This window comes from Glycomyces sp. TRM65418 (assembly GCF_019710475.1).
Lineage (GTDB): Bacteria > Actinomycetota > Actinomycetes > Mycobacteriales > Micromonosporaceae > Glycomyces.
The window spans coordinates 17,034-39,607 of sequence record NZ_JAJFAX010000001.1 but is presented as its reverse complement, the minus strand read 5'-3'; the positions used below and the strand labels follow the sequence as shown (position 1 = coordinate 39,607).

At 69.8% G+C, this 22,574-nt stretch carries 17 protein-coding genes; 12 read left to right on the top strand and 5 right to left on the bottom strand.

What is annotated here, in order from left to right; all coding sequences use genetic code 11:
• Positions 1-66 precede the first annotated feature (66 nt).
• Together K3N28_RS00155 and K3N28_RS00150 are read right to left on the bottom strand one after the other, a co-directional pair.
• Positions 67-2,202 carry an alpha-galactosidase gene (locus tag K3N28_RS00155; protein WP_228090452.1) on the bottom strand — a complete coding sequence of 712 codons (2,136 nt, stop codon included), beginning with the start codon at positions 2,200-2,202 and terminating at the stop codon, positions 67-69.
• A gap of 214 nt (positions 2,203-2,416) precedes the next feature.
• Complete coding sequence (locus K3N28_RS00150) at positions 2,417-3,643, bottom strand: MFS transporter (RefSeq protein ID WP_228090451.1); 1,227 nt, start codon at positions 3,641-3,643, stop codon at positions 2,417-2,419.
• Positions 3,644-3,708: 65 nt separating this feature from the next.
• Between K3N28_RS00150 and K3N28_RS00145 the strand changes: the two genes are divergently transcribed.
• Positions 3,709-4,092, top strand: a complete 384-nt coding sequence (locus K3N28_RS00145; RefSeq protein WP_228090450.1) for a MerR family transcriptional regulator — start codon at positions 3,709-3,711, stop codon at positions 4,090-4,092.
• A 52-nt stretch (positions 4,093-4,144) separates the two neighbouring features.
• On the opposite strand, the gene K3N28_RS00140 is transcribed toward K3N28_RS00145, so the two are convergent.
• Together K3N28_RS00140 and K3N28_RS00135 are read right to left on the bottom strand one after the other, a co-directional pair.
• Positions 4,145-4,576, bottom strand: coding sequence for a DUF1772 domain-containing protein (locus tag K3N28_RS00140; RefSeq protein WP_228090449.1), 432 nt, complete (start codon positions 4,574-4,576; stop codon positions 4,145-4,147).
• Between the two features lie 135 nt (positions 4,577-4,711).
• Entirely contained in the window at positions 4,712-5,722 is a 1,011-nt protein-coding gene (locus tag K3N28_RS00135) for a LacI family DNA-binding transcriptional regulator (protein WP_228090448.1), read from the bottom strand.
• A 279-nt stretch (positions 5,723-6,001) separates the two neighbouring features.
• Here K3N28_RS00135 and K3N28_RS00130 point away from each other — a divergent pair, with 279 nt between their 5' ends.
• The 10 genes from K3N28_RS00130 (at position 6,002) to K3N28_RS00080 (ending at position 20,524) form a co-directional block, all read left to right on the top strand.
• Complete coding sequence (locus tag K3N28_RS00130) at positions 6,002-7,321, top strand: ABC transporter substrate-binding protein (protein ID WP_228090447.1); 1,320 nt, start codon at positions 6,002-6,004, stop codon at positions 7,319-7,321.
• A 23-nt stretch (positions 7,322-7,344) separates the two neighbouring features.
• Complete coding sequence (locus K3N28_RS00125) at positions 7,345-8,304, top strand: carbohydrate ABC transporter permease (protein WP_228090446.1); 960 nt, start codon at positions 7,345-7,347, stop codon at positions 8,302-8,304.
• Positions 8,301-9,158 (top strand): carbohydrate ABC transporter permease, encoded by an 858-nt coding sequence (locus K3N28_RS00120; RefSeq protein ID WP_228090445.1) that lies wholly within the window; start codon positions 8,301-8,303, stop codon positions 9,156-9,158. Before K3N28_RS00125 ends, K3N28_RS00120 begins: the two co-directional genes overlap by 4 nt.
• Positions 9,155-10,126, top strand: a complete 972-nt coding sequence (locus K3N28_RS00115) for a hypothetical protein (RefSeq protein ID WP_228090444.1) — start codon at positions 9,155-9,157, stop codon at positions 10,124-10,126. The genes K3N28_RS00120 and K3N28_RS00115 overlap by 4 nt, the downstream gene beginning before the upstream one ends.
• Positions 10,123-11,067 (top strand): BadF/BadG/BcrA/BcrD ATPase family protein, encoded by a 945-nt coding sequence (locus tag K3N28_RS00110; protein WP_228090443.1) that lies wholly within the window; start codon positions 10,123-10,125, stop codon positions 11,065-11,067. The genes K3N28_RS00115 and K3N28_RS00110 overlap by 4 nt, the downstream gene beginning before the upstream one ends.
• A 513-nt stretch (positions 11,068-11,580) precedes the next feature.
• Positions 11,581-12,534, top strand: a complete 954-nt coding sequence (locus K3N28_RS00105) for a carbohydrate ABC transporter permease (RefSeq protein ID WP_228090442.1) — start codon at positions 11,581-11,583, stop codon at positions 12,532-12,534.
• A gap of 9 nt (positions 12,535-12,543) precedes the next feature.
• Positions 12,544-13,359 carry a carbohydrate ABC transporter permease gene (locus K3N28_RS00100; RefSeq protein WP_228090441.1) on the top strand — a complete coding sequence of 272 codons (816 nt, stop codon included), beginning with the start codon at positions 12,544-12,546 and terminating at the stop codon, positions 13,357-13,359.
• A gap of 46 nt (positions 13,360-13,405) precedes the next feature.
• On the top strand, positions 13,406-14,725 hold the full coding sequence (locus K3N28_RS00095; RefSeq protein ID WP_228090440.1) for a sugar ABC transporter substrate-binding protein: 1,320 nt from the start codon (positions 13,406-13,408) through the stop codon (positions 14,723-14,725).
• Positions 14,726-14,755: 30 nt separating this feature from the next.
• Positions 14,756-15,916, top strand: a complete 1,161-nt coding sequence (locus K3N28_RS00090; protein ID WP_228090439.1) for a LacI family DNA-binding transcriptional regulator — start codon at positions 14,756-14,758, stop codon at positions 15,914-15,916.
• 2,529 nt (positions 15,917-18,445) lie between these two features.
• Positions 18,446-20,524 carry an alpha-galactosidase gene (locus K3N28_RS00080; RefSeq protein ID WP_228090438.1) on the top strand — a complete coding sequence of 693 codons (2,079 nt, stop codon included), beginning with the start codon at positions 18,446-18,448 and terminating at the stop codon, positions 20,522-20,524.
• Between the two features lie 67 nt (positions 20,525-20,591).
• Here K3N28_RS00080 and K3N28_RS00075 read toward each other — a convergent pair whose 3' ends face one another.
• Positions 20,592-20,888, bottom strand: a complete 297-nt coding sequence (locus K3N28_RS00075) for a hypothetical protein (protein WP_228090437.1) — start codon at positions 20,886-20,888, stop codon at positions 20,592-20,594.
• A 403-nt stretch (positions 20,889-21,291) separates the two neighbouring features.
• Between K3N28_RS00075 and K3N28_RS00070 the strand changes: the two genes are divergently transcribed.
• On the top strand, positions 21,292-22,440 hold the full coding sequence (locus K3N28_RS00070; RefSeq protein ID WP_228090436.1) for a hypothetical protein: 1,149 nt from the start codon (positions 21,292-21,294) through the stop codon (positions 22,438-22,440).
• Positions 22,441-22,574: the final 134 nt, after the last annotated feature.

Here is a 22,574-nt window from a genome sequence, read left to right as displayed (position 1 = left end):
GCGGCCGGTTCACCTTACTGGGGCGGCTTCCCGGCCGAGAACCGTCGCTCCGCCGCCCCGGTCGCGTCAGGCGGCGGTCAGGTGCAGCACGAACGCCTGGGCCGGCCACAGGGTCGGCAGCTGCAGACCCGCCTCGGCCAGCACCCGGCCCGGGAGCACCACCGGTTCCCCGCTCAGCCACGCCGGCGTGATCCAGCCCCACTGCGCGGCACCGATCTCGTCGCGCACGCGCACGGCGTAGCGCCGTTCGGGGGCGAGGCCGTCGAACCGCAGCCGCTCGGCGAGCGCCTCCTCCGGCGAGCCCACGGTGGCGACGGTGAACACTGCCGCCGACCGGTCGGGGGCCACGACGCCGCGGACGCGCAGCGCCGGGTCCGCGACCTCGGGGTGGACCACCGTGCCGGTGTGGAGCAGGCCCCGCAGTTCCTTGTAGAGGGCGGCGAACGCCTTGATCCGGTCGGTCTCCTCGTCCGTGCAGGAGAGGAGGTCCCACTCGAATCCGGCCGATCCCTGCAGGGAGGTCGCGATGCGGTAGAAGAGCGCCGTGGACCGCCCGGAGGAGTGGGCGGGGGAGGGGCCGACGTGCGCGCCGATCAGCTCGGGCGGGAGCACGAGCTCCGTCCAGCGCTGGATGTCCTGGCGTTCGACGGGGTCGTTGGAGTCCGAGGCCCACACCCGATCGGTCCGCTCGAGCATCCCGAGGTCGGTGCGGGCGCCGCCGGAGGAGCAGGACTCGATCTCCAGCCCCGGGTGGTCGGCTTTGAGCCGCTCGATCAGGCGGTGGGCCGCGAGCGTCTGCGCGTGCGTCCCCGGCGCGCCCGCGTGGACCGGTTCGACGAGGTCGCGGTTGTGGTCCCACTTGATGAAGTCGACGCCGAGCCGTTCGACCAGTGCGGACATCTGTCGGCGGACGTGCTCGAACGCCTCGGGGTTCGCCAGGTCGAGCACGTACTGGCTGCGGAAGGAGAGTCCCTCGGGCGCCGGCACGGACGCCGGGTTCGCGAGCAGCCAGTCCGGATGGGCGCGGGCGAGGTCGGAGTCGAGGTTGGCCATCTCGGGCTCGAACCACAGGCCCAACTGCATGCCCAGGGAGTGGACGAGTCGGGCCAGCGGTTCGAGGCCGTCCGGCCAGACCGCGGCGTCGACCTCCCAGTCGCCCAGGCCGGCCGTGTCGTCGCGCCGGCCGAGGAACCAGCCGTCGTCGAGCACGAACCGTTCCACGCCGATGTCCGCGGCCTTGCGGGCGAGCGCTTCCAGGCGGGCGGGGTCGTGGTCGAAGTAGACCGCCTCCCAGGTGTTGAGCACGAGCGGTCGGGGGGTGTCCGGGTGGTGCGGGCGGGCGCGCATCCAGGTGTGGAACCGGTCGGCGACGCCGTCGAGTCCCGTTGCGGACCAGGAGAAGTACGCGGTGGGCGTCCGGTAGGACCCGCCGGGCGCGAGCCTGATCTCGCCCGGGCGGGTCAGCTCTCCGGCGCCCAGCAGGGTGAGGTGCTCGGTGACGCGGTCGGTGCGGTGGCGGACGTCGGCGCTCCAGCCCAGGTGCACCGCCCAAACCTCGCCGCCGCGGTTGCGCGGCGCGCCGACGGAGGCGAGGGTGACCCAGGGCGCGTCGTGGCCGCCGCGGCCCCGCCGCGACTCGCGGACGGTGGCCCCGCGCGGCATCGGGGTCGTGAGCGGCGACTTCTCGCGCGTCCAGCGGCCGGAGAACGCGGTCAGGTGGTCGGCCGCCTTGGGCACCGGGAGGGTCGCCTCCAGCCAGTCCACGTCGACCGTGGCGGGGCCGTCGTTGCGCAGCTCATGCTCGAGCAGGACGAGTCCGCCCGCGCCGATCTCGAGTCGGGTGCGCAGGGTGAGGCCCGCGCTCCTGTCGGTCGCCTCGATGCGGATCCGCGCCTCGCCGTCCTGTTCCACCGCGGTCTCCCAGCGGGGGAAGAGCGGTCGGCCGTCGCGGGTGGCGAGGAGGCCCGGCCGACCCGACCAGCCGTCCGACTCCTGCGGCACGAGGGGCAGTCGCCACGCGGCGTCGAGGGTGCCGCCCCTCGTCTGGCGGCTGGCGGCCCGGTCGAGCGCGTCGAGGTCGCCGGCCTCGAGCGGACCGAGGTCGCGTCCCCAGTGGAGCACGGCCGGCAGGCCGGAGTCCCGGTGGGCGATGACCAGGGCGACGCCCTCGCGTCGGAGGACCGTCCAGGTGTCGGTGTTCACGCTGTTCCTTCAGGGTCGGGGGCTGCGGCGGCCGCGCCCTCGGGCCGGCCGCCACTTATTCTTGAGAGCTTAAATTTAATGTATTAATGATAAGCGCGGCGCCTCACGGCGCCACCCCTCGGTCTCGCGGGCACGGCCGCCCTGGACGAGTCCAGCGGCACCGGGTCCGCGCGGCGGTGGAGGAGCAGCGACTCGGACCCGGTGCACTCAATGTCTATTGTGTATAAACGGGACCCTCCAGGCCGGGGCGCTCGGCGGGGAACGCGTGCGTACGGGCGCCGATGACGACCACCACCGCCGGGATCATGAGCAGGACCGCGCCCCACGGGAAGGACTGCGGGCCGAACATGCTCAGCATGAGGCCGCCGACCGCGCCGCCGCCGGCCATGGACGAGTTCCAGGTGGTCACCAGGAGCGCCTGCCCCCGTTCGCCGCCGGCGTCCGTGACGGCCGTCTGGAGCAGCGTGGTCGCGCCGCCCCAGCCCAGGCCCCACAGGATGATCGCGAGGTACAGCGTGAACGGCTCGCCCGCGAGCACGGTGAGCATCCCCGCCGCGACCAGGAACAGGCCCGAACCGGCGATCGTGAGGAGCCGCAGCCGCTGATCCACCAGCGCTCCCGTCACGAAGATGCTCACCACCGACGCGATGCCGAAGACCAGCAGCACCACGTCCCGCTGGGCGTCCATGCCGTTCGCGTCGAGGAACGCGGCGATATAGGTGTAGAGGATGTTGTGGGCCAGCACGTATGCGGCCACGGTGAACAGCACCGCGGTGACGCCGGGGAGCCTGAGCGCCGCGAGGATCGGCTCGCGCTCGCCCCGCGGCCGCCCCGGGAACTCGGGTACCGAGAGGCGGACCCAGACCATCAGGAGCGCCGAGATCAGTGCGGCCAGGCCGAAGGTCAGGCGCCACCCGAAGAGGTCGCCGAGGAAGGTCCCCAAGGGAATGCCGAGCGACAGGGCCAGCGGCACGCCCGCCATCGTCATCGCGATCGCTCGTCCCTGGAGGCGCGGCGGAGCGAGTCGGCGGGCGTAGCCGACGAGCCCGGCCCATACGACCGCCGCCGCCACGCCGGCGAAGAGCCGGAACGCCATGGTCAGCGGGTAGGAGTCCGAGATGGCGGTGACGAGGTTCGCGACCGCGAACGTCAGGACGGCGGTGAGCAGCAGCCGCCGCCGCGGCCAGGACGCCGTGCCCGCCACGACCGGGATGGCCGAGAGGCCGGTGGCGATGGCGTAGACCGTGAGGGTCTGCCCGGCCGCCGACTCGCTCACCGAGAGGCTCGCGGCCATCTCGGGGAGGACGCCGGCCGGCAGCGCTTCGGTGAGGATCCCCATGAACGCGGCCGTGGTCAGGGCCAGCAGCGGCAGGACCGGGAGGCGCTCCCGTTCCGGTGACTGCGCCGGATCGGGAATGCGATCGGTATGCGTTGTCGTCATATCCAGTACCTTCCAACCGTCACATTGATGTGAAGGTCAAGTCCTGGTCGAGTGAGGTGGCGCATATGCGAATCGGAGTGCTGTCGGAGCGGACCGGCATCCCCCGCCGGATGCTGCGCTACTACGAGGAGACCGGGATGCTCATCCCCGCCCGCTCGCCGAACGGCTACCGGGAGTACGACGAGCAGAGCGTGGACCGAGCGCTCCAGATCCGGGGGCTGCTCGACGCCGGGATGCCGACGCGGGTGGTCAAGCAGGTCCTCCCGTGCCTGAAGCAGCCCGGGGCCATCCACGTGCTGGGGGCGACGCCGGAGACGCTCGGCCTCCTGGAGCGGGAGCGCGACAGCATGTCCGAACGGATCGAGACACTGACGCGCAGCCGCGACGCCATCGCTCGCTACATCGACACGGTGCGGCGGACGAGAGCGCCGGAGCCTCAGGAGGCGTGACCGAACCGGACTGGCCGGCTCGGCGACGACCGGCGTGCGCCGCCACCCGTTCCTATCGCGCGAACAGGAGGAAGACCAGTCCGGCCAGCAGGACCGCGCCACGCGCCGCATGGCCGTACTCCCAGCGCCGGCGCTGCCGCTCCCAGTGCTCCGTCGACACGGTCCAGTCCCGTGTGGCCGTATTCGCCGGGAGGACGAACGTGAAGAAGACCGCGAGCGCCGCAATGGACGCCAGCACCGCGAAGAGCGCGGGCATGAACCGGGCGGTACCGATTTGATCGACCGCGAGCAGGGCCGCCGCCACGAGTGCCGCCGCCTCAGCGATCCCGAACAGTGCCCACCCCTTGTACAGGCGTTGGACGGCAAAGTAGTCCTCTTCGGACATCGGCAGTTTCCTCGGCATCTCGGCGGCGTGCGCGACCGCCGGCGCGAGCGCGATCGCATACGCGAACACGCCGGTCGAATGCAGCAGGTCGGCGTTCATGACGGCTTCGGGTACCCGCCCGGGGACCGGCGACACCAAGCCCTGAACGGCATCCGCGGAGGCCGGTCACGAGAGGGACCGGCGAATCGCCTCGCCGAAGGCCGTCGGTTCGGTGAGCGCCCTGCGCGAGGCCGGTCAGGGACCGGGGCGTTCGCCTGAGCCTCGTTCGACGATTCTCGTGGGCAGTTCGATCTGCCTCGTGAAGCCGGTCGGGTCCTCGATGCGCTCGAGGGCGAGCCGTGCCGCCTTGCGGCCGAGGTCGACCGGGTCATAGGCGATGACGCTGACGCCGAGCACGTCGGCGGTGTCGAAGTCGTCGAAGCCGATCAGGGCCGGTCCGTCGGGGACCCCCAGGTCGCCCAGGGCGCGCAGCGCACCGACGGTCATGCGGTTGTTGCCGGTGATCAGCGCCGTCGGCGCGTCCTCGGCGGCGAGGAGGTCGGCCACGATCCGTTCGGGAGCGGTCGCGGGGTCGTCGACGAGGCGCTCCCACCGGGCGGTGTCGGCGATGCCGTGCGCGGCCATCGCCTCCCGGTAGCCGCGCACCCGCTCGGCCTGCGTGTAGACCGAGGCCGGATTGCACGCGTAGCCGATGCGGCGGTGGCCGAGCGCCAGCAGCCGGCTCACGGCCTCGAAGACGCCTTGGCGGTTCGCGAGGACGATCGAGTCGGCCACGAGGTTGCGCGCCGGCCGGTCGATCGCGATGACCGGCGTGCCGAGGTGCCGCTCGCCTTCCATATAGGACTGGTCTTCGGCGACGGGGATGATGAGCAGCGCCCCGATCCGCTGTGCGAGGAGGGCGTCGGCGACGCGTTCCTCGCCGTCCGGCGAATCGGCGGTGGTGGCGACCAGGAGCGCGTAGCCCCTCCGGGACAGCTCCTCCTCGATGCCGGCGGCCACGCCGTAATAGAACGGGTTCCCCAGCTCGCCCATGACGAAGCCGAAGACGTTCGCCGACCCGCCGCGCCGCAGCGCGCGGGCGAGCGAGTTCGGCCGGAACCGCAGGCGCTTCGCCGCGACCAGCACCGCATCCACCGTCGCCGGCGCGACCATCTCGCGATTGGCGTACACGCGCGACACGGTCTTCGTGCTCACCCCCGCCAGGCGCGCCACGTCCGCAAGCGTCGCCCGCTGCTGAACCGGCATAGTTCCTCCTCGAGGTCTCATAGGAGGCTATCTCGTCTTCTGGCGCCATGTCCATCGTCGGCATCCGATGGGACATTCATGAAAATGACCGAGACGCTGCAGATCGCTAAATCGCAGGTCAATGGCTCATATGTATCCATCTTCGCCGTTGTCCGGGGACAGGACAACGTTGACATCGCACTTGTTCTTAACCGGTTCATCACTTAATCTTCGCCTCAGGCTCCGCTGAAACGGCCGAGCGGAGCCAGTTCAGAGTTGAACCGGACAAGGAGTCCCCGAATGACCAAGAAGGCATTGGCCGGTGTCGCGACCTTCGCCGCCGCCGCGATCGCACTGAGCGGTTGCACCGGCGGAGCTGCGGACGACGACCCCTCCAACACGATCGACGGCGAGGTGGCGGGCGATCTCACGATCATCACGTGGCGCACCGACCTCGTCGAGAACGGCCAGTTCGACGAGTACATCGCGGCGTTCGAGGAGCAATACCCCGACGTCTCGGTCGAAGTCGAGGCCATCACCGACTACGCGGGCGAGATGCAGACCCGCCTCACCACCGACAACTACGGCGACGTCATCGGCATCCCGGCCTCGGTCCAGCCCGACCAGTTCGAGCAGTTCCTGGAACCGATCGGCGAGAAGGCCGACTTCGCGGAGACGCACCGGTTCCTGAACGGCGCCTCGTACGACGGGACGCAGTACGGACTGGCCATCGGCGGCAACGCCAACGGCGTCCTCTACAACAAGCGGGTGTTCGAGGAGGCGGGCGTCACCGCCCTCCCGACCACCCCCGAGGCGTTCCTCGCCGCGCTCCAGCAGGTGAAGGACGGGACCGACGCGATCCCGATGTACACCAACTACAAGGACGGCTGGCCCCTCGGCCAGTCCTTCGGGAACCTCGGCGGCGTCACCGCGAACCCCGACGCCGCCAGTGAGATGGCCGAGGACCCGGCCCCGTGGTCCGAGGGCAAGGACATGTACGCGATCGACGGCCTGCTCTACGACGCGGTCGCGGCCGGCCTCACCGAGGAGGACCCGCTCACCACGAACTGGGAGCAGTCCAAGGTGGACCTCGCGACCGGGAAGATCGGCGCGATGACCCTCGGTTCGTGGGCGATCTCCCAGTTCCAGGACGCCGCCGAGGCGAACGGCGCCTCCGCCGACGACATCGGCTACATGGCGTTCCCCTCGAACGTCGACGGCGCCCAGTACTCGGTCATCGCCGGCGACTACAACCTCGGCATCAGCCGCCACTCCGAGTCCAAGGCCGCGGCCTGGGCCTGGATCCAGTGGTTCATCGAGGAGTCCGGCTTCGCGGAGAACGAGGCCATGATCTCCACCATGGCGTCCGCGCCGCTGCCCGAGAACCTCGCCGGGCTCGAGGAGGCGGGCGTACAGCTCATGGAGATGAACCCCGCCCCCGCCGGTGAAGAGGGCCTGCTCAACGAGGTGTCGAGCGACTCGCAGGTGGACCTGTTCGGGAACATCTACCGCCAGGAGCTGGTCGACGTCGCCCGCGGCGCCGCCGACGGCGACAAGGAGAGCTTCTTCGCCGATCTGAACGAGCGCTGGGGCGCGTCGGTCGAACGGCTCGCGGGCTGATCGAGGACGACGGAGCAGCAATCATGGCGATCAAGGACTCCACGGCAGTGGACGTCGCAGTCGACCGCTTCCACCCGGAGGGCCGCGTCCAGCGGCCCTCCGGGGCCGCCCGGCGGCGGCGGATCCTGCGGCGGCTCACCCCGTACCTGTTCATCGCGGCGGCGGTGGCACTGCTGGTCCTGCTGACCTACTGGCCGGCGGCGAACCTCCTCTACTTCAGCGTCACCGACTGGGACGGGCTCGACCAGGACCTGAATTACGTCGGCGCCGACAACTACGTCCGCGTCTTCACCGATCCGCGCATCTTCGAGGTCTTCTACGTCAGCCTCTACTACTTCGGCGCCTCGTTCATCCAGATCGGACTCGCGCTGTACTTCGCGACGATCCTGAGCTTCAACACCCGGTTCAAGAACTTCTTCCGCGGGGTGCTGTTCTTCCCCTACCTCATCAACGGCGTCGCCATCGGGTTCGTGTTCCTGTACCTGTTCCAGCCGGACGGGACCCTCGACACGGTCCTGTCCTGGTTCGGGCTGGCCGACCCTCCCCAATGGGTCGGCGACCCCGACATCGCCAACTGGTCCCTCGCGGGCACCAGCGTGTGGCGGTACATGGGCATGAACTTCGTGCTGTTCCTCGGCGCGATCCAGTCCATCCCGAGCGACATCTACGAGGCCGCCGAACTCGACGGCGCCAACAAGTGGCAGCAGTTCTGGGCGATCATCCTGCCCGGCATCCGCCGCATCCTCGGACTGTGCTTCGTCCTGTCGATCGCGGGCTCGCTCAGCGTGTTCGAGATCCCGTTCATCATGACCGGCGGCGCGAACGGCACGTCCACGTTCGTCATCCAGACCATCCAGACCGCGTTCACCCACCGGCAGGTCGGCATCGCCTCCGCGATGGCGATCGTGCTCCTGGCGATCGTGCTCGCGGTGACCTTCGTGCAGCGCAAGCTCTTCCCCGACGAGAAGGTGGACCTGACATGACCACCATCCACAGTGTTCCCAGACCCGGGGCGCGGATCCAGCGGGTCACCGTCGGCACCGCCAAGTACCTCAGCCTGGTCATCGCCGCGGTCGTCACCCTCGTGCCGCTCGTGACGGTCCTGTTCGCGAGCCTCAAGACGCCGACCGAGTACGGCTCGACGAGCGCGCTCACGCCCCCGTCGAACTGGTTCAACTTCGCGAACTTCGTGACCGCCTTCGACAGCGGCAAGATGCTCGAAGGCTTCGCCAACACCGCGATCGTCCTCACCGTCTCGCTCGCCGGCACGATCTTCATCGGCACCATGGCCGCCTACGGACTCGACCGGTTCGAGTTCCGCGGCAAGAGGCTCGTCTTCGGGCTCTTCCTCATCGCCACGCTCATCCCCGGCGTCACCAGCCAGGTGGCGACGTTCCAGGTCATCAACGGCATGGGCCTGTACGACACGAAGGCCGCGCTCATCCTGCTGTTCATGGGCACCGACATCATCGCGATCTACCTGTTCATCCAGTTCATGCAGGCGATCCCCAATTCGCTCGACGAGGCCGCGATGATCGACGGCGCGAACCGCTGGACCATCTACTGGCGCATCGTCCTGCCGCTGCTCAAACCGGCCATCGCCACGGTCGTGATCATCAAGGGCATCGCGATCTACAACGAGTTCTACGCGCCCTTCCTGTACCTGCCGTCCGAAGGCCTCATCTCCACCTCCCTGTTCCGCTTCAAGGGGCCGTTCGGCGCGCAGTGGGAGGTCATCTCGGCCGGCACCCTGATCGTCATCGTGCCGACCCTGATCGCCTTCCTGTTCCTGCAACGCTGGATCTACAAGGGCCTCACTTCCGGAGCCGTGAAATGACACTTCCCCCCATCCGCACCGATCTGCGCGCCGATCCCTTCATCGCCGGAATGACATGGGGCTGGACCGGTGTCCGCGGCACCTGGGCGAGGCCCGCCGCCGCCGACTCCATGCGCGCCATGGCCGAGCACGGCGTGAACTGGACCGCGCTCGCCTACGCGGCCGTCCAGGACACCGCCCAGTCCACCGAGGTGCCGTTCCGCGAGGCGCCCACCGTGACCGACGACGAGATCGTCTGGGCCATCAGGGAAGCGAAAGCGCACGGCCTCAAGGTGTGCCTCAAGCCGGTCGTCAACGTCGGCGACGGCACCTGGCGCGCCTACATCGGCTTCTTCGACTGGGACGTCCCGGGCGAGCCGAGCTGGGCGGAGTGGTTCGTCTCGTACCGGGAGTTCCTCCTCCACGCGGCCCGCATCGCCGAAGCCGAGGGCTGCGAGATGCTCTGCGTCGGATGTGAAATGGTCCGCGCCGACTCACGCGAAGAGGACTGGCGCTCGCTCATCGCGGCCGTCCGGGAGGTCTACTCGGGACTGGTGACGTACAACTGCGACAAATACCAGGAGGACCACGTCCGCTGGTGGGACGCGGTCGACGTGATCAGCTCCAGCGGGTACTACCCGATCGACCGCTGGGAGGCCGAACTCGACCGGATCGAGCAGGTCGTCGCCGCGGCGGACAAGCCGTTCTTCTTCATGGAGGCCGGCTGCCCCTCCCGCACCGGCTCCCCGGCCAGGCCCAACGACTGGAGCCTCCCCGGCTTCCCGTCGGGGGAGGAGCAGCTGCGCTACTACCGCGCCATGTTCGACGCCTGCGAGCGCCGACCCTGGATGCGCGGCTTCATGCTCTGGGACTGGCCGCCGCGCCTGTACGCCGCGGCCGACGCCGCCGTGAACGACGACTACTGCCCCTACGGCAAACCGGCGGGCGACCTCATGGCCCGCCACTACCGTGAAAGGACCGCTTCGTGACCGGAGCGACCCGGACGCTGGTGCTCGACGCCGGCCAGACCGACATCAAGATCCGCCACATCGGCGGCCCCGCGCCCGCCGAGTGGACCGCCCCCGGCATCCGCACCGACCGGCCGCTCGCGCCCCAACTCGCCGCGGTCGTCGAGGCCGCGATCGCCGAGGGGCGGGCCTTCGAGCGGCTGGCGCTCGGCGTCTCGGGCCTCGAATCCGGCGCCGCGGCGGCGCAGCGGCTGCTCGATGCGACCGAGCGGCACGGCGTGGTGTCCGTCCACATCGCTCACGACTCGGTCACGGCGTTCCTCGGCGCCCTCGGCACCGGCAGCGGGGTGGTCGTCGCGGCGGGCACCGGCGTGGTCACGCTCGCCGTGGGGCGCACGAACGTGGCCCGGATCGACGGCTGGGGCCATCTCATCGGTGACGCCGGGAGCGGATTCTGGATCGGCCGGGCCGCGCTCGACGCCGTGATGCGCGCCCACGACGGCCGGGGCGAGCCGACCGCGCTCACTTCGGCGGTGCGGGCCGACTTCCCGGACTTGGAGCGCGCGTATCTCGAGCTCCAGGCCGACGAGGACAGGGTCAGCCGCATCGCCGCGTACGCCCGTGCGGTGGCGGTCGCCGCCGTCGAGGGCGACACGGTCGCCGACACGATCCTGGCGAACGCGGGACGCGAACTCGCGCTGTCCGCGCTCGCCGGGCTGCACCGCACCGGTGAAGCGGACGCCGCCGTGCCGCAGGTCCGCGGGCTCGGCGGCGTCTTCGGCGCGCGGCGTCTCGCCGAGGCCTTCGCCGCGGAGGTCCGCGTCGACCTGCCCGGCGCCGAGGTGGCGATCGGCGAGTCGCAGCCGCTCGACGGCGCGCAGCTCCTGCCCGACGTCGACCCGTCGAGTGCGCTCGCCCCGCGCATCGCGGTCGCCCGAGCCCCCGCCGTCTCCGCCCGCTGACCGCGAGGGCTCACATAGGATCGTCCTCAAGGGATCGACCTGCCTCCAGGCCAGAGGTCCGCGCCTCTGGCCTGGAGCGTGTCGCCGAACCGGTCGGTCACGGGGCGGTCCTCACGAGAGATTCCATTGCCGGTCGGCGCCGCCGTTGCGGTTCCACAGTCCCAACCGGGTTCCCGGCGTGGTCGACGAGTCGGGCACGTCCGGGCACTCGCCGGCCTCGACCGGTCGCAGCGCGCCGGGGCCGGGCGGACGGAGGGTTCGCGGTCATCGAGGGCTGCGTGTCGAGGATGGTCCCTGAACTGTGAGCGCTAACGGAAATTCAGCGTCGAACGGGCAGTACGCATCGCTCAAGTGATCTGCACCTGATTTTCGGTTCCGATAGTTCATACTGACCAGCTATTTCAGCTGCTATGAATCGATGAATGAAGATATTTTCCGCAGGTCTTGACTCACGATCGCCGTGAGCGCTAACATTCCTCGCATCCCCGATCCCGACTCGACAAGCCAGGTGCCATGCGAACCCTTCTCGACACCGAGCCGGCCCCCAGGCCGGTGAGCGCTCCCCGACAGCCGCCGCGCGGGGTGCGGCGGTGGCATCCGCGGACCGCGCTGGAGGCCTACGGGATGCTCGCCCCGAGCATCCTCGGCTTCACGGTCTTCCTCATCGCGCCGATCGTGGTGGTGGTCGCCCTGAGCTTCTACGACTGGAACCTGCTGTCCGACCCCGAGTTCATCGGCCTCGAGAACTACCGGGAGCTGGCGGGCGACGAGCGGGCGCTCCAGTCGATCGGCAACACCTTCTACTACGTCCTGCTCAACATCCCCGCCCAGACCGTGCTCGCCCTCGCATTGGCACTGGCGGTCAACTCCAAAGTCAAGGCCCGCAACGCCTTCCGCGTGATCTACGTGCTGCCGTGGATGGCGATGCCCGTCGCCCTGGGCGTCATCTGGCGATGGGTCTTCGACCCGGCCTACGGGGCGCTCAACCGGTTCCTCGAGGTGTTCGGCGTCGACGGCGCGTCCTGGCTGACCGACTCGGCCTGGGCCATGCCGGTGATCGCCTCGGTCAACGTCTGGCAGTACACGGGCTACACCATGCTGTTCTTCCTCGCCGGCCTCCAGGCCATCCCCGCGCAGCTCTACGAGGCGGCCGATGTGGACGGCGCCTCCGCGCCGTACCGGTTCTTCAAGATCACGCTGCCGCTGCTGCGCCCGTCGATGCTGTTCGTGCTCATCACCAGCGTCATCGGCTCGTTCCAGGTCTTCGACACCATCCACGTCATGACCGCGGGCGGTCCGGCCGGCTCCACCGCGACGCTGAACTACCAGATCTACCTGGAGTCCTTCACCCAGCGCAACGCCGGGTACGCCTCGATGCTCGCCGTGATCCTCTTCGCGATCATCGCGCTCATCACCCTGGCGCAGGTCTCGTTCTTCCGCAAGCGCACCGTCTACGACTTCAGCTAAGGGCCTCCGATGAAGAAGATCCCGCTCTACCTGGTGCTCCTGGCCGGCGCCCTGCTCTCGCTCGGGCCGTACCTCATGACCGTGAACGCCGCGTTCAAGTCCAAGCAGGAGATCCTGACCTCCGACCCCTGGGCGCCGCCGGCGAGCCCGATCCTGACGAACTTCGCCGAGGTCTGGAGTCGCTACGACTTCGCCACGTTCGTGCTCAACTCATGCGTCGTCGCGGTCGCGGTCACCGTCGGGCAGCTGGTGTTCTCCACCCTCGCCGCGTACGCCTTCGCCCGCCTCGACTTCCCCTGCCGCGACCAGCTCTTCTGGGCCTACATCGCGACCTTGATGGTGCCGCAGATCGTGACGCTGGTGCCCACCTTCATCATCGTGCGCGAACTGGGCCTGGTGGACACGCACGTGGGTCTGATCCTGCCGTTCGTGTTCGGCTTCCTCATGCCGTACGGGGTGTTCCTGGTCCGGCAGTACTTCAAGACCATCCCCGTCTCGATCGAGGACGCGGCCCGCATCGACGGCGCCGGGACGTTCACGATCCTGTGGCGCGTCATGGTCCCCATGGCCAAGCCGATCCTCGGGACGCTCGCGATCATCAGCTTCGTCAACACCTGGAACAACCTCCTGTGGCCCCTGATCATCACCCACTCGGAGTCGACGAAGGTCATCACGCGCGGCATCGCGCAGATGCAGTCCCAGTTCAACCAGGAGTACCACCTCATCCTGGCCGCCTCCACCATGGCGCTCCTCCCGCTGGTCGTCGTCTTCCTGATCTTCCAGCGCCACATCGTCCGCTCCATCGCCCTCAGCGGCATGAAGTGACGCCGGCACCGCTCGACCGACCTCTCGACCATGAAAGGCAAGAAGGATGAACAAGACGCGCACCGCGGCCCTCGCCGCCCTCGCGCTCGCCCTCCCCGTCGCCGCCGCCTGCGGCGGTGACGACGACGGAGCGGTGACGCTGCGCTACGCCTTCTGGGACGACAACCAGCGGCCCGCGCTGGAGGCCATGATCGCGGCCTTCAACGAGGACCACCCCGACATCGAGGTGGAGCTGGAGCAGAACCCCTGGGACGACTACTGGCCCGGCCTCGACAGCCAGTTCGCGGCCGAGAACGCCCCGGACGTGTTCTGGAACCACGTGTCCCGCTTCCCGACCTACGCCGACAACGGCGTGCTGCTGCCCCTCACCGACTTCATCGAGGAGGACGGCGTCGACCCCTCGATCTACCCCGAGAACCTCTACGACTCGTGGCGGTTCGAGGACGACCAGTACGGCCTGCCGAAGGACTGGGACTCGATCGCCATGGTCTACCGCCTCGACGCGCTCGAAGCGGCCGGGATCGACCCGGCCACCGTGAACGACCTCGAATGGAATCCGGTCGACGGCGGCACCTATGTGGAGTTCCTGCAGAAGCTGACCGTCGACGCCGACGGCGACAACGCCCTCAGCCCCGACTTCGACCCCGAGAACGTGGTCCAGTACGGGACGGCGATGGCCTCGTCCACCGGCCAGACCGACTGGTGGAACTACGCGGTCCAGAACGGCTGCTCGCTCCAGACCGAGCCGTGGGGCGACTACGCCATCGACGCCCCCGAGTGCGTCGAGGCCATCCAGTTCACCGCCGACCTCTACAACCGGTGGCATGTGGCCGTGCCCGCCGAGTCGACCAACCAGCCCAACGGCGGCATCCCCGGCGACTACGTGGTCCCCGGTCAGGCCGCCACCACGCTCGACGGCTCGTGGATGCTCAGCTTCTACCGCGACGGCCTGGAACCGGGCACGTGGGCGGTGGCCGACAACCCCTCCGGTCCCGCCGGCTCCGGCAGCGTCATCAACGGCCTGTCCAACGCGATCTACGCGGGGACCGAGCACCCCGACGAGGCCTGGGAGCTCGTGAAGTTCCTCGGTTCCGAAGAGGTCCAGGCCATCGCCACTGAAATGGGTTCGGTGTGGCCGGGGGTGTCCTCCCTCAACGAGGGCTTCGCCGACTACTGGGCCGAACAGGGCATCGACGTCACCGGCTTCCAGACCGCCGCCGAAGGCACCACCATCGGCTACCCGCTCTCGATGAACGACGCCGCGTTCGGCACGGCCGCGCTCGACGAGTTCAATCAGGTGTGGCTGGGCCAGAAGGACGCCCAGGAGGCGGCCGAGGCGGTCGTGGAGATCGCCAACGCCGAATAGCCGTACCCGAACGAAAGGTGACCGACCGCCATGAGCGCAGCCGAACCCAAGTCCGTCAGCATCTTCGACGTGGCCAAGCGGGCAGGGGTGTCCCACCAGACCGTCTCGCGGGTCATCAACGACGCGCCGATGGTCGCCGACGCCACCCGTGCCAAGGTCAAGGCCGCGATCAGCGAGCTGGGCTACCGGCCCAACCGCTCGGCGCGGGCCCTCGCCGGCGGCGCCGTGCGGTCGGTCACCGTCCTCACCACCGACACCTCCCTGTACGGGACCGCCGAGACGCTCCGCGGCATCGAGGACGCCGCCCGGGCCGCCGGGTTCACGATCCTCATCTCGGTCCTGGACCCCGACGAGACCTACTCCGACTCCGACATCCTGGCCCGGCTCCCGCACGACGGCGCCCCGGCCATCGTCATCGCGCACGACGAGACGACGGCCAACGCCATGCAGGCGCTGCAGAAGACGCAGGCGCACGCCACCGTGGCGACCGGCGGCGAGCACCTCGGCGTCGAGCAGCCCGCGTCCGACTGGCTCGTCTCGCTCGACGACCGCACCGTCGCCGCCCGCGCCACGAAGTACCTGCTCGACATGGGCCACGCCACGGTCCACTACCTCGCCATCCCCTCCAAGGCCAGCCGCCAGGCGGGTTGGGCGGCCGCCCTGGCCGAAGCCGGCATCGAGGCGCCTCCGGTCGTCCCCTCGGGATGGACCGTGGCCTCCGCCTACGAGGCCGCGATCGAACTGGTCGCCGACCCGGACGTCACCGCCATCCTGTGCGGCAACGACGATCTCGCCTTCGGCGTGCTGTACGCCGCGCACCGCGCCGGCCGCTCCGTCCCCGCCGACCTGAGCGTCGTCGGCTTCGACGACAGCCCCCTGGCCGCCTACCACGTCCCGCCGCTGACCACCGTCGACCTCGACTTCCGCGGCGTCGGCCGCGGCGCCTTCGAGCTGCTCCGCGACAAGCTCGAAGGCGGCGAACGCCCTCGACCCATCTGGCGGTCACCCGAGCTCATCGTCCGGGAGACCTCCGGACCTCCGCAACGACGATTATTGAAAGGGTTGCAATGCATCCACTCCTCCGCAGAGGCCTCGCGGCCACGGCCGCGACCGGGCTGCTCGCCGGCCTCGCCGCCGCGCCCGCCCAAGCCCGGGACACCCCCGTCCTGTCCGTCGACTTCGGACAACTGACGGGCGAGCCGACCCACGGCGCGATCGGCTCCCTGTACGGGATCTCCGAGTCCGGCGTGCCCGGCGACAACCTGCTCGACCCCCTCCACGTCGCCTCCATGGCCGCCAAGCCGACCGGCGGGACCCAGCACCCCAACGGCGACGCCGACGACGTGCTCGCGGCGCTCGCCGAACACGACGGCGGCGACGCCTTCGTCAACCTCCAGGACTGGTATCCCGACTGGCCGTACCAGAACGACGGCATCGACGCCTACCTCGCCGAAATCGAGGAGATGGTGCCGATCATGGAGGCCTCCGAGCACGCCGACCGGCTCGTCTACGTGCCGTTCAACGAGCCCGACTGGATCTGGTACCACCGAGGCGCCGACTACGAGGGCGCGACGGCGCGCTTCTTCCGCGACTGGGACCTCGCCTACGAGCGCCTCCGCGAGATCGCCCCCGACACGCCCATCGCCGGCCCCAACGAGTCCCACTACGACGCCCGGTTCATGCGCGACTTCATGGCGCACGTCGCCGAAGCCGGCACCGTGCCCGACGTCATCACCTGGCATGAGCTCTCACCGGACTCGCTGCGCCACTACGCGGGCAACGAAGCGCATTACCGCGCGCTCGAGGCCGAGTTCGGCGTCGAGCCGCGCCCGATCAACATCAACGAGTACGGCAACAACCGCGACTTCGGGATGCCCGGCCAGATGGTGCAGTGGGCCGCCATGTTCGAGGACACCGACGCCCTCGCCGACATGGCCTACTGGACCGCGGCGGGCGGCTTCTCCGGCAACGCCCCGCAGACCAACGTCCCCAACGGCGGCTGGTGGTTCCTGAAGACCTACTCGCAGATGACCGGCCAGACCGCGCTGGTCACCCCGCCGCAGGACAACACCGTGGACACCCTGCAGGGCATCGCCACGTTCGACGCGGCCAAGGACCAGGCGCAGATCCTGCTCGGCGGCGGTTCCGGCGACACCACCGTCGACGTCACCGGGCTGGACCTGGGCAGGAAGGTCACCGCGACCGTCCATGAGATCGCCTGGACCGGCAACGAGGGCTCCTCGCCCGCGCCGCAGGTCATCGACCGGGTCGCCCTGCGCCCCGACCGGAACGGCGCGGCCAGTGTCGATCTGAGCGACCTCGACCCCATGTCCGCCTACTGGATCACCCTCACCCCGGGCACGGGCAGGGCCGACTCGGTCGACCTGCCGTGGACCGGCACCTGGGAGGCCGAGGACGCCGCGATCACCGCCGGCACCGTCTACAACGAGGGCAGCGCCACCAACGCGTTCGCGTTCCCCGCCTCCGGCGGCAAGAGCGTCGGATCGCTCAACCGGGCCGACAGCCGCGTCGCCTTCACCGTCGACGTCCCCGAGGCCGGGACCTACGACCTCACCGTCACCTACGGCAACACCTACGGCCGCAACCTCGCCGAAGGCGCCTCGCCGACCGAGCAGTTCCTCACCGTCAACGGCGGACCCGCCGCCACGGTCACCTACCCGTCGACCATGCAGTGGGGCTCGCGCGGCCAGGTCATCCTCCAAGTCGAACTCGAAGCCGGTGAGAACATCCTCGCGCTCGCCAAATCCGATCCCGAGGCCGGGACCGCTTACGGCGAGGCCGGACTCGACAAGATCGACCTCACGCCCGCCACCGTGGACGCCCACACCTATCCGGCCGTCCTCGCCCGCACCGAAGGGGACGTCGACTACCGGTACGGCCGCCACGAAGGCGTCGTGGTCCGCGGCGACGAACAGGTCGTCTTCGACGTCTACGCGCCCGCCGACGGCTACTACGAAGTGGCCGTGGACGCCGACGGCAAGGGCGACCTGACCCTGGTCGGCCCGCACGGCGAGAACGCCGCCTTCGACCTGGCGGCCTTCGACGGCACCGCCGGGCAGACCCTCGCCCTCCACGAGGGGATCAACCGCATCGCGGTCGCCGCCGACGGCCGCCGCAGCCTCCACGTGCACGGCCTCACCGTCACCGGCGACGGCGGCGACGACGGCTTCACGCAGATCGCGGCCGACGACGTCGAACTGGCCGGCACCGCCCGACTCACCGACAACGAGTGGGCCACCGGCGGCCGGACCGTCACCGGCGTCGGCGGCGGCGAGGGCAACACCGCGACGCTCACCGTCGAGGCCGAAGAGGCCGGGCCCCACCTGCTGCTCGTCCACTACGCCAACGACGAGCGCAGCGGCAACCACGACTACAACATCGACATCATCTCCCGCTACGCCCAGTTCACCGTGAACGGCGACGCGGTCCGCACCGTGCCCATGCGAGGCACCTGGAGCTGGAACGACTTCTGGTCCTACCCGCTCATCGTCGAGCTCGAAGCGGGCGCCAACACCATCGAGATCGGCAACCCCGGTCTGCACACCGAGATCGGCGACCGCCAAGGCCGCACTGCGGACTTCGACCACTTCGAAATCGCACCGCTCCTGAACTGACGATCGCCGCCGAGAGCCCGCCCCACCCTCGGGGCGGGCTCTCGGCACGGAAACCGCACCGCCGACACCCTTGGAAGGACGCTGCATGCCAGCGCGCGAACCCCGCCTCTGGACCATCGACACGCCCCACACCAGCTATGTCGTGGCCCTGGACGACGACGACCGACTCCACGGACTCCACTGGGGACCGAGGCTCACCCGCGAACAGGCCGTCACACTGCTGTCGCTGCCCGAGCCCACCGGTCGGTCGCTCACCGACGGCAGGGACGCGGTGCTCGACTTCAACCCGGCCTCCGCACTGCGCTTCGGCCCCACCGGCCTGCAGGTGCGCTTCCCCGACGGCACCCGCGACCTGGAGTTCGCCTTCACCGAGGACGTCGCGACCGATCGGGAACTGACACTCGTCTTCACCGACGCCCACTACGGGCTCGAAGCGCGCGTCCACTACCGGACCTTCCCCGACACCGACGTCCTCGAACGCTCGATGACCCTGCACAACCAGGGCGGCGATCCGATCGAGGTCATCAGGGCGGACTCGGCCACCTGGGTGGTGCCCGCGCTGGAGGACTACCGCCTCAGCCGGCTCCACGGCGAGTGGGGCGCCGAGACGCAGCTGACGCGCACCGCCCTGCCGTTCGGCGAGACCCTCATCGGCTCGCGGCGGGGGATGACCGGCCACCAGGCGAACCCCTGGGCGGCCCTGGACGACGGGACCGCGAGCGAGTCGCACGGCCGCGTCTGGAGCGCCGTGCTCGCCTGGAGCGGCACCTGGCGCATGACGATCGAGAAGGCCCCGACCGGCCGTGTCGCGGTCTCCACGGGCTTCGGGCACGACCCGATCACCTGCAAGCTCGGCGCGGGCGAGCGGCTGGAGACCCCCGTATCGGCCGGCCTGTACACCGAGGACGGCTTCGCGGGGGCGGCCGCCGCCTGGCACGCGTACGCGCTCGCACACGTCCTGCCGCACCCGGAGGAAGTCCGGCCGGTCCTCTACAACTCGTGGGAGGCCACCGAGTTCGACATCAACGCGGAGGACCAGATCGCGTTGGCGACCCGAGCCGCGGCGATGGGCTGCGAGCTGTTCGTCATGGACGACGGCTGGTTCGGCGCCCGGGTCCACGACCGGGCCGGACTCGGGGACTGGACCCCGAACCCCGACCGGTTCCCCGACGGACTGCGCCCCCTGATCAAACGCGTCCACGAGGCGGGGATGCGGTTCGGCATCTGGGTCGAACCCGAGATGGTCAACCCCGACTCGGACCTGTACCGGCAGCACCCTGACTGGGTCTACCACCAGCCGCATCGCCGCCGCACCGAGATCCGCCACCAGCTGGTGCTCAACCTGGCCCGGCCCGACGTGGCCGAGTGGATGCACCGCTGGCTCGACGAGCTCCTGACGGTCAACGAGATCGACTTCCTCAAGTGGGACATGAACCGGCCCTTCACCGAGGCGGGCTGGCCGGGGGAGGAGGACCCCGACCGGCTCTGGTTCGAGCACACCCGCAACCTCTACCGGATCATCGACCGCTTGCGCGCCGACCATCCGCACCTGCGGATCGAGTCGTGCTCCTCGGGCGGGGGCCGCGCCGACCTCGGCATCCTGCGCCGCACCGACCAGGTGTGGACCTCCGACAACACCGACGCCGCGGACCGGATCGAGATCCAGGAGGGCTTCGCGCAGGTCTTGCCCGCCCGGGTCATGGGCACGTGGGTGACCGACTCGCCGAACCCGTTCACCCGCCGCGAAGTCCCGCTCGACTTCCGCTTCCATGTGGCGATGGCCGGCGCGCTCGCCGTCGGCGGGGACCTGCTGTCGTGGACGGAGGCGGAACTCGAACGCGGCGCCGAGCTGGTAGCCGACTACAAGCGCATCCGATCGACCGTCCAACTCGGCAGGAGGCACCCGCTCAAGGCCGGGACGGTCGCGGGCGTGCAGTACAGCCGGGCCGACAAGGTGGTGGTGCTGGCATGGCGCCGGGCCCGCCGCCTCGGGTACCGCGACCCGCTGGTGGCACTCGCCGGCCTCGATCCCGACGCCGTGTACCGCGACGAACGCACCGGCCGGGTGCACCACGGCGCGATCCTGGCCGCGCACGGCCTCGATCTGGACCTGAATCCCGCCGACTACGCCTCGACGATGATCGAACTCGTCCGGACGAGCTGAGGGGCCGCCCCGGTGGCGACGGCTCGCGCCGCAGCGGCCGGGTCGGCGTTCGTCTTCCGGAGCGAGGTCAGCGTCGGGCGCTGACCGCCGCGTGTTCGTGTTCGATGAAGCTCGCCACGTCGGCTGCGAAGGCTTCGGCGTCGGCGGTGGCGAAGCCGCTGGAGCCGCCGGTCGACCCCACGGCGGCCGAGACCTCGCCGGCGCCGGTGGAGGTCATCTCGGCGACCACGTCGCAGGTCGCGATGCAGAAGAGTGAGAGTGTGTAGCCCTGGCCGCGGAACGCGTCCCGCAAGACCCGTGCGCGAGAGGGCACAATGTCGCCGAGGCCGGGCCAGACGATGACGTGCGGGGTCGGGTTCAGCACATGAAGTCCTATCTGTCGAGTCAGGGAAAGCGGTGTGAAAACGGCGCGCACTCGCTGGAACACGCGCACCGGATCATGCGTTCCCACAGTTCAAACGCGATGCTCCTACTCTTCATCCTATCTCGCCGAGCCGCCTCCTCCGGGCCGGAACAACCTGAATGGCACACCGCCGGAGATTCAGGGCCGTCGAAGTCGCGCTTCGCGGGGGCGCGCGGGGGGATTCGGAGGGAAACCGGTCGGCCGCCACGGCGCGGCACCGCCCTGCGTAGCCGGGCCTCACCGGGCTCCGGGCCTGGTCCCAGGCGAGGGAACGCGGTGCGGAACGTCCGGCGGGCACGGGTCGAACACGCTGTGTGCCGATGGGCATACTCGTCTGCATGCCTTACCGAAGGGGACGTCTGCCATGCCGATGACCGAGGAAGTCCGGAAGCGGTGGATCGACACGCTCGACGGCCTGCCCGCTGAGCAGACCCCCGACCCGGAGAACCGCATAGCCGTCGAAGCCAACATGTCCGCCTTCCTCGGCAACATGTGGGTGAACGCCACGATCCCCGAAGTCCAGGGCGTCTCGATGCCCGAGCTGCAGATGGTCGCCGTGCAGTACTTCCTCAACCGGGCCGACGCGTACGCGGCGGCGAGCCTCGCGGCGATGACCGATCTGGCCGACACGCCGGGCGGGCGGCGCGCCGCCATCAAGGCCCTCGACCGCCTGGAGCGGCTCGGCGTCCGCGCACCCCGCTGGCACGGCGAGGAGCTGACCCTGGGCGAGTGCTGGGAGGGAGGCGACGTCTACGGCGACTGCCGCACCTACTTCATGTCCTTCCACGCGCCCAGCGGCGACTTCGCCCTGTCGTACACGGTCGACTACTCCGACTTCCACTTCGACATGGTCACCGCGTGCGGGCACCACCCCGACATCGAGGAGCTGCTCCGTCCGCACCGGGAGCGGAACGCGGTCTTCACCGATCGGCTCTACGTGCCGCGCCCGTGCAAACCGGAGGAGGTCTACAAGGGCACCTGCAGGTCCCTCACCGACTGGGACGTCTTCTGCGTCGAGGGCGATGCGAGGAGGCTCGACTTCAGCTACGTGGCGGTCCGTGCGATGTGGAAGGCCCGGATGCGCATGCTCCCGCAGATGGAGGTGGACCCCGGCGAGATGATCGCCCCGACCGACGAGGAGCAGGGACTGCGGAACGGCGCCTTCCTCATGTACCTGGTCAGCGGGCGCCGCAAGCTCGACGAACCGCACATGAAGGCGATCGACGAGCTGTGCTGGTTCCACGGTTTCAACGGCTTCTCGGTCAGCCCCGTCAGCGCGTTCGTCTTCCTGGAGCGCTACCTCCCCGCGAAGTACGAGCCGCGCGACCCGGTCGTCCGCGCGGTCAAGGAGCTCATGCCGGACTTCGTGACCTGGGCCGGCAACGTCACCGACGTCCCGCTCGAGGCCATGCCGTACCTGGAGTACAAGACCGAGCAACTCCTCAAGGGCTACCCGAGGTGGAAGGCCAAGGACGAGGACATCTCCCGGACCCCGCGGCCCCGCTCGCTCTGAGACGCGAGCGGATCGCCTGCGGCTCCAGCGCGGACGATGAGGGCGCCGTCTCGCTCAGCCGCGACGGCGAACTGATCCCCCGAAGCGATCATGAGCGGCAGTGCCGGGCGACGACCTCATCGACCGGGGCGTCC

What these genes read in the sequence shown, in the direction of transcription:
- K3N28_RS00150 (WP_228090451.1), bottom strand. Translation starts at nt 3,643, where the DNA reads ATGACGACAACGCATACCGATCGCATTCCCGATCCGGCGCAGTCACCG.
- K3N28_RS00145 (WP_228090450.1), top strand. Translation starts at nt 3,709, where the DNA reads ATGCGAATCGGAGTGCTGTCGGAGCGGACCGGCATCCCCCGCCGGATG.
- K3N28_RS00140 (WP_228090449.1), bottom strand. Translation starts at nt 4,576, where the DNA reads ATGAACGCCGACCTGCTGCATTCGACCGGCGTGTTCGCGTATGCGATC.
- K3N28_RS00135 (WP_228090448.1), bottom strand. Translation starts at nt 5,722, where the DNA reads ATGCCGGTTCAGCAGCGGGCGACGCTTGCGGACGTGGCGCGCCTGGCG.
- K3N28_RS00130 (WP_228090447.1), top strand. Translation starts at nt 6,002, where the DNA reads ATGACCAAGAAGGCATTGGCCGGTGTCGCGACCTTCGCCGCCGCCGCG.
- K3N28_RS00125 (WP_228090446.1), top strand. Translation starts at nt 7,345, where the DNA reads ATGGCGATCAAGGACTCCACGGCAGTGGACGTCGCAGTCGACCGCTTC.
- K3N28_RS00120 (WP_228090445.1), top strand. Translation starts at nt 8,301, where the DNA reads ATGACCACCATCCACAGTGTTCCCAGACCCGGGGCGCGGATCCAGCGG.
- K3N28_RS00115 (WP_228090444.1), top strand. Translation starts at nt 9,155, where the DNA reads ATGACACTTCCCCCCATCCGCACCGATCTGCGCGCCGATCCCTTCATC.
- K3N28_RS00105 (WP_228090442.1), top strand. Translation starts at nt 11,581, where the DNA reads ATGCGAACCCTTCTCGACACCGAGCCGGCCCCCAGGCCGGTGAGCGCT.
- K3N28_RS00100 (WP_228090441.1), top strand. Translation starts at nt 12,544, where the DNA reads ATGAAGAAGATCCCGCTCTACCTGGTGCTCCTGGCCGGCGCCCTGCTC.
- K3N28_RS00095 (WP_228090440.1), top strand. Translation starts at nt 13,406, where the DNA reads ATGAACAAGACGCGCACCGCGGCCCTCGCCGCCCTCGCGCTCGCCCTC.
- K3N28_RS00090 (WP_228090439.1), top strand. Translation starts at nt 14,756, where the DNA reads ATGAGCGCAGCCGAACCCAAGTCCGTCAGCATCTTCGACGTGGCCAAG.
- K3N28_RS00080 (WP_228090438.1), top strand. Translation starts at nt 18,446, where the DNA reads ATGCCAGCGCGCGAACCCCGCCTCTGGACCATCGACACGCCCCACACC.
- K3N28_RS00070 (WP_228090436.1), top strand. Translation starts at nt 21,292, where the DNA reads ATGCCGATGACCGAGGAAGTCCGGAAGCGGTGGATCGACACGCTCGAC.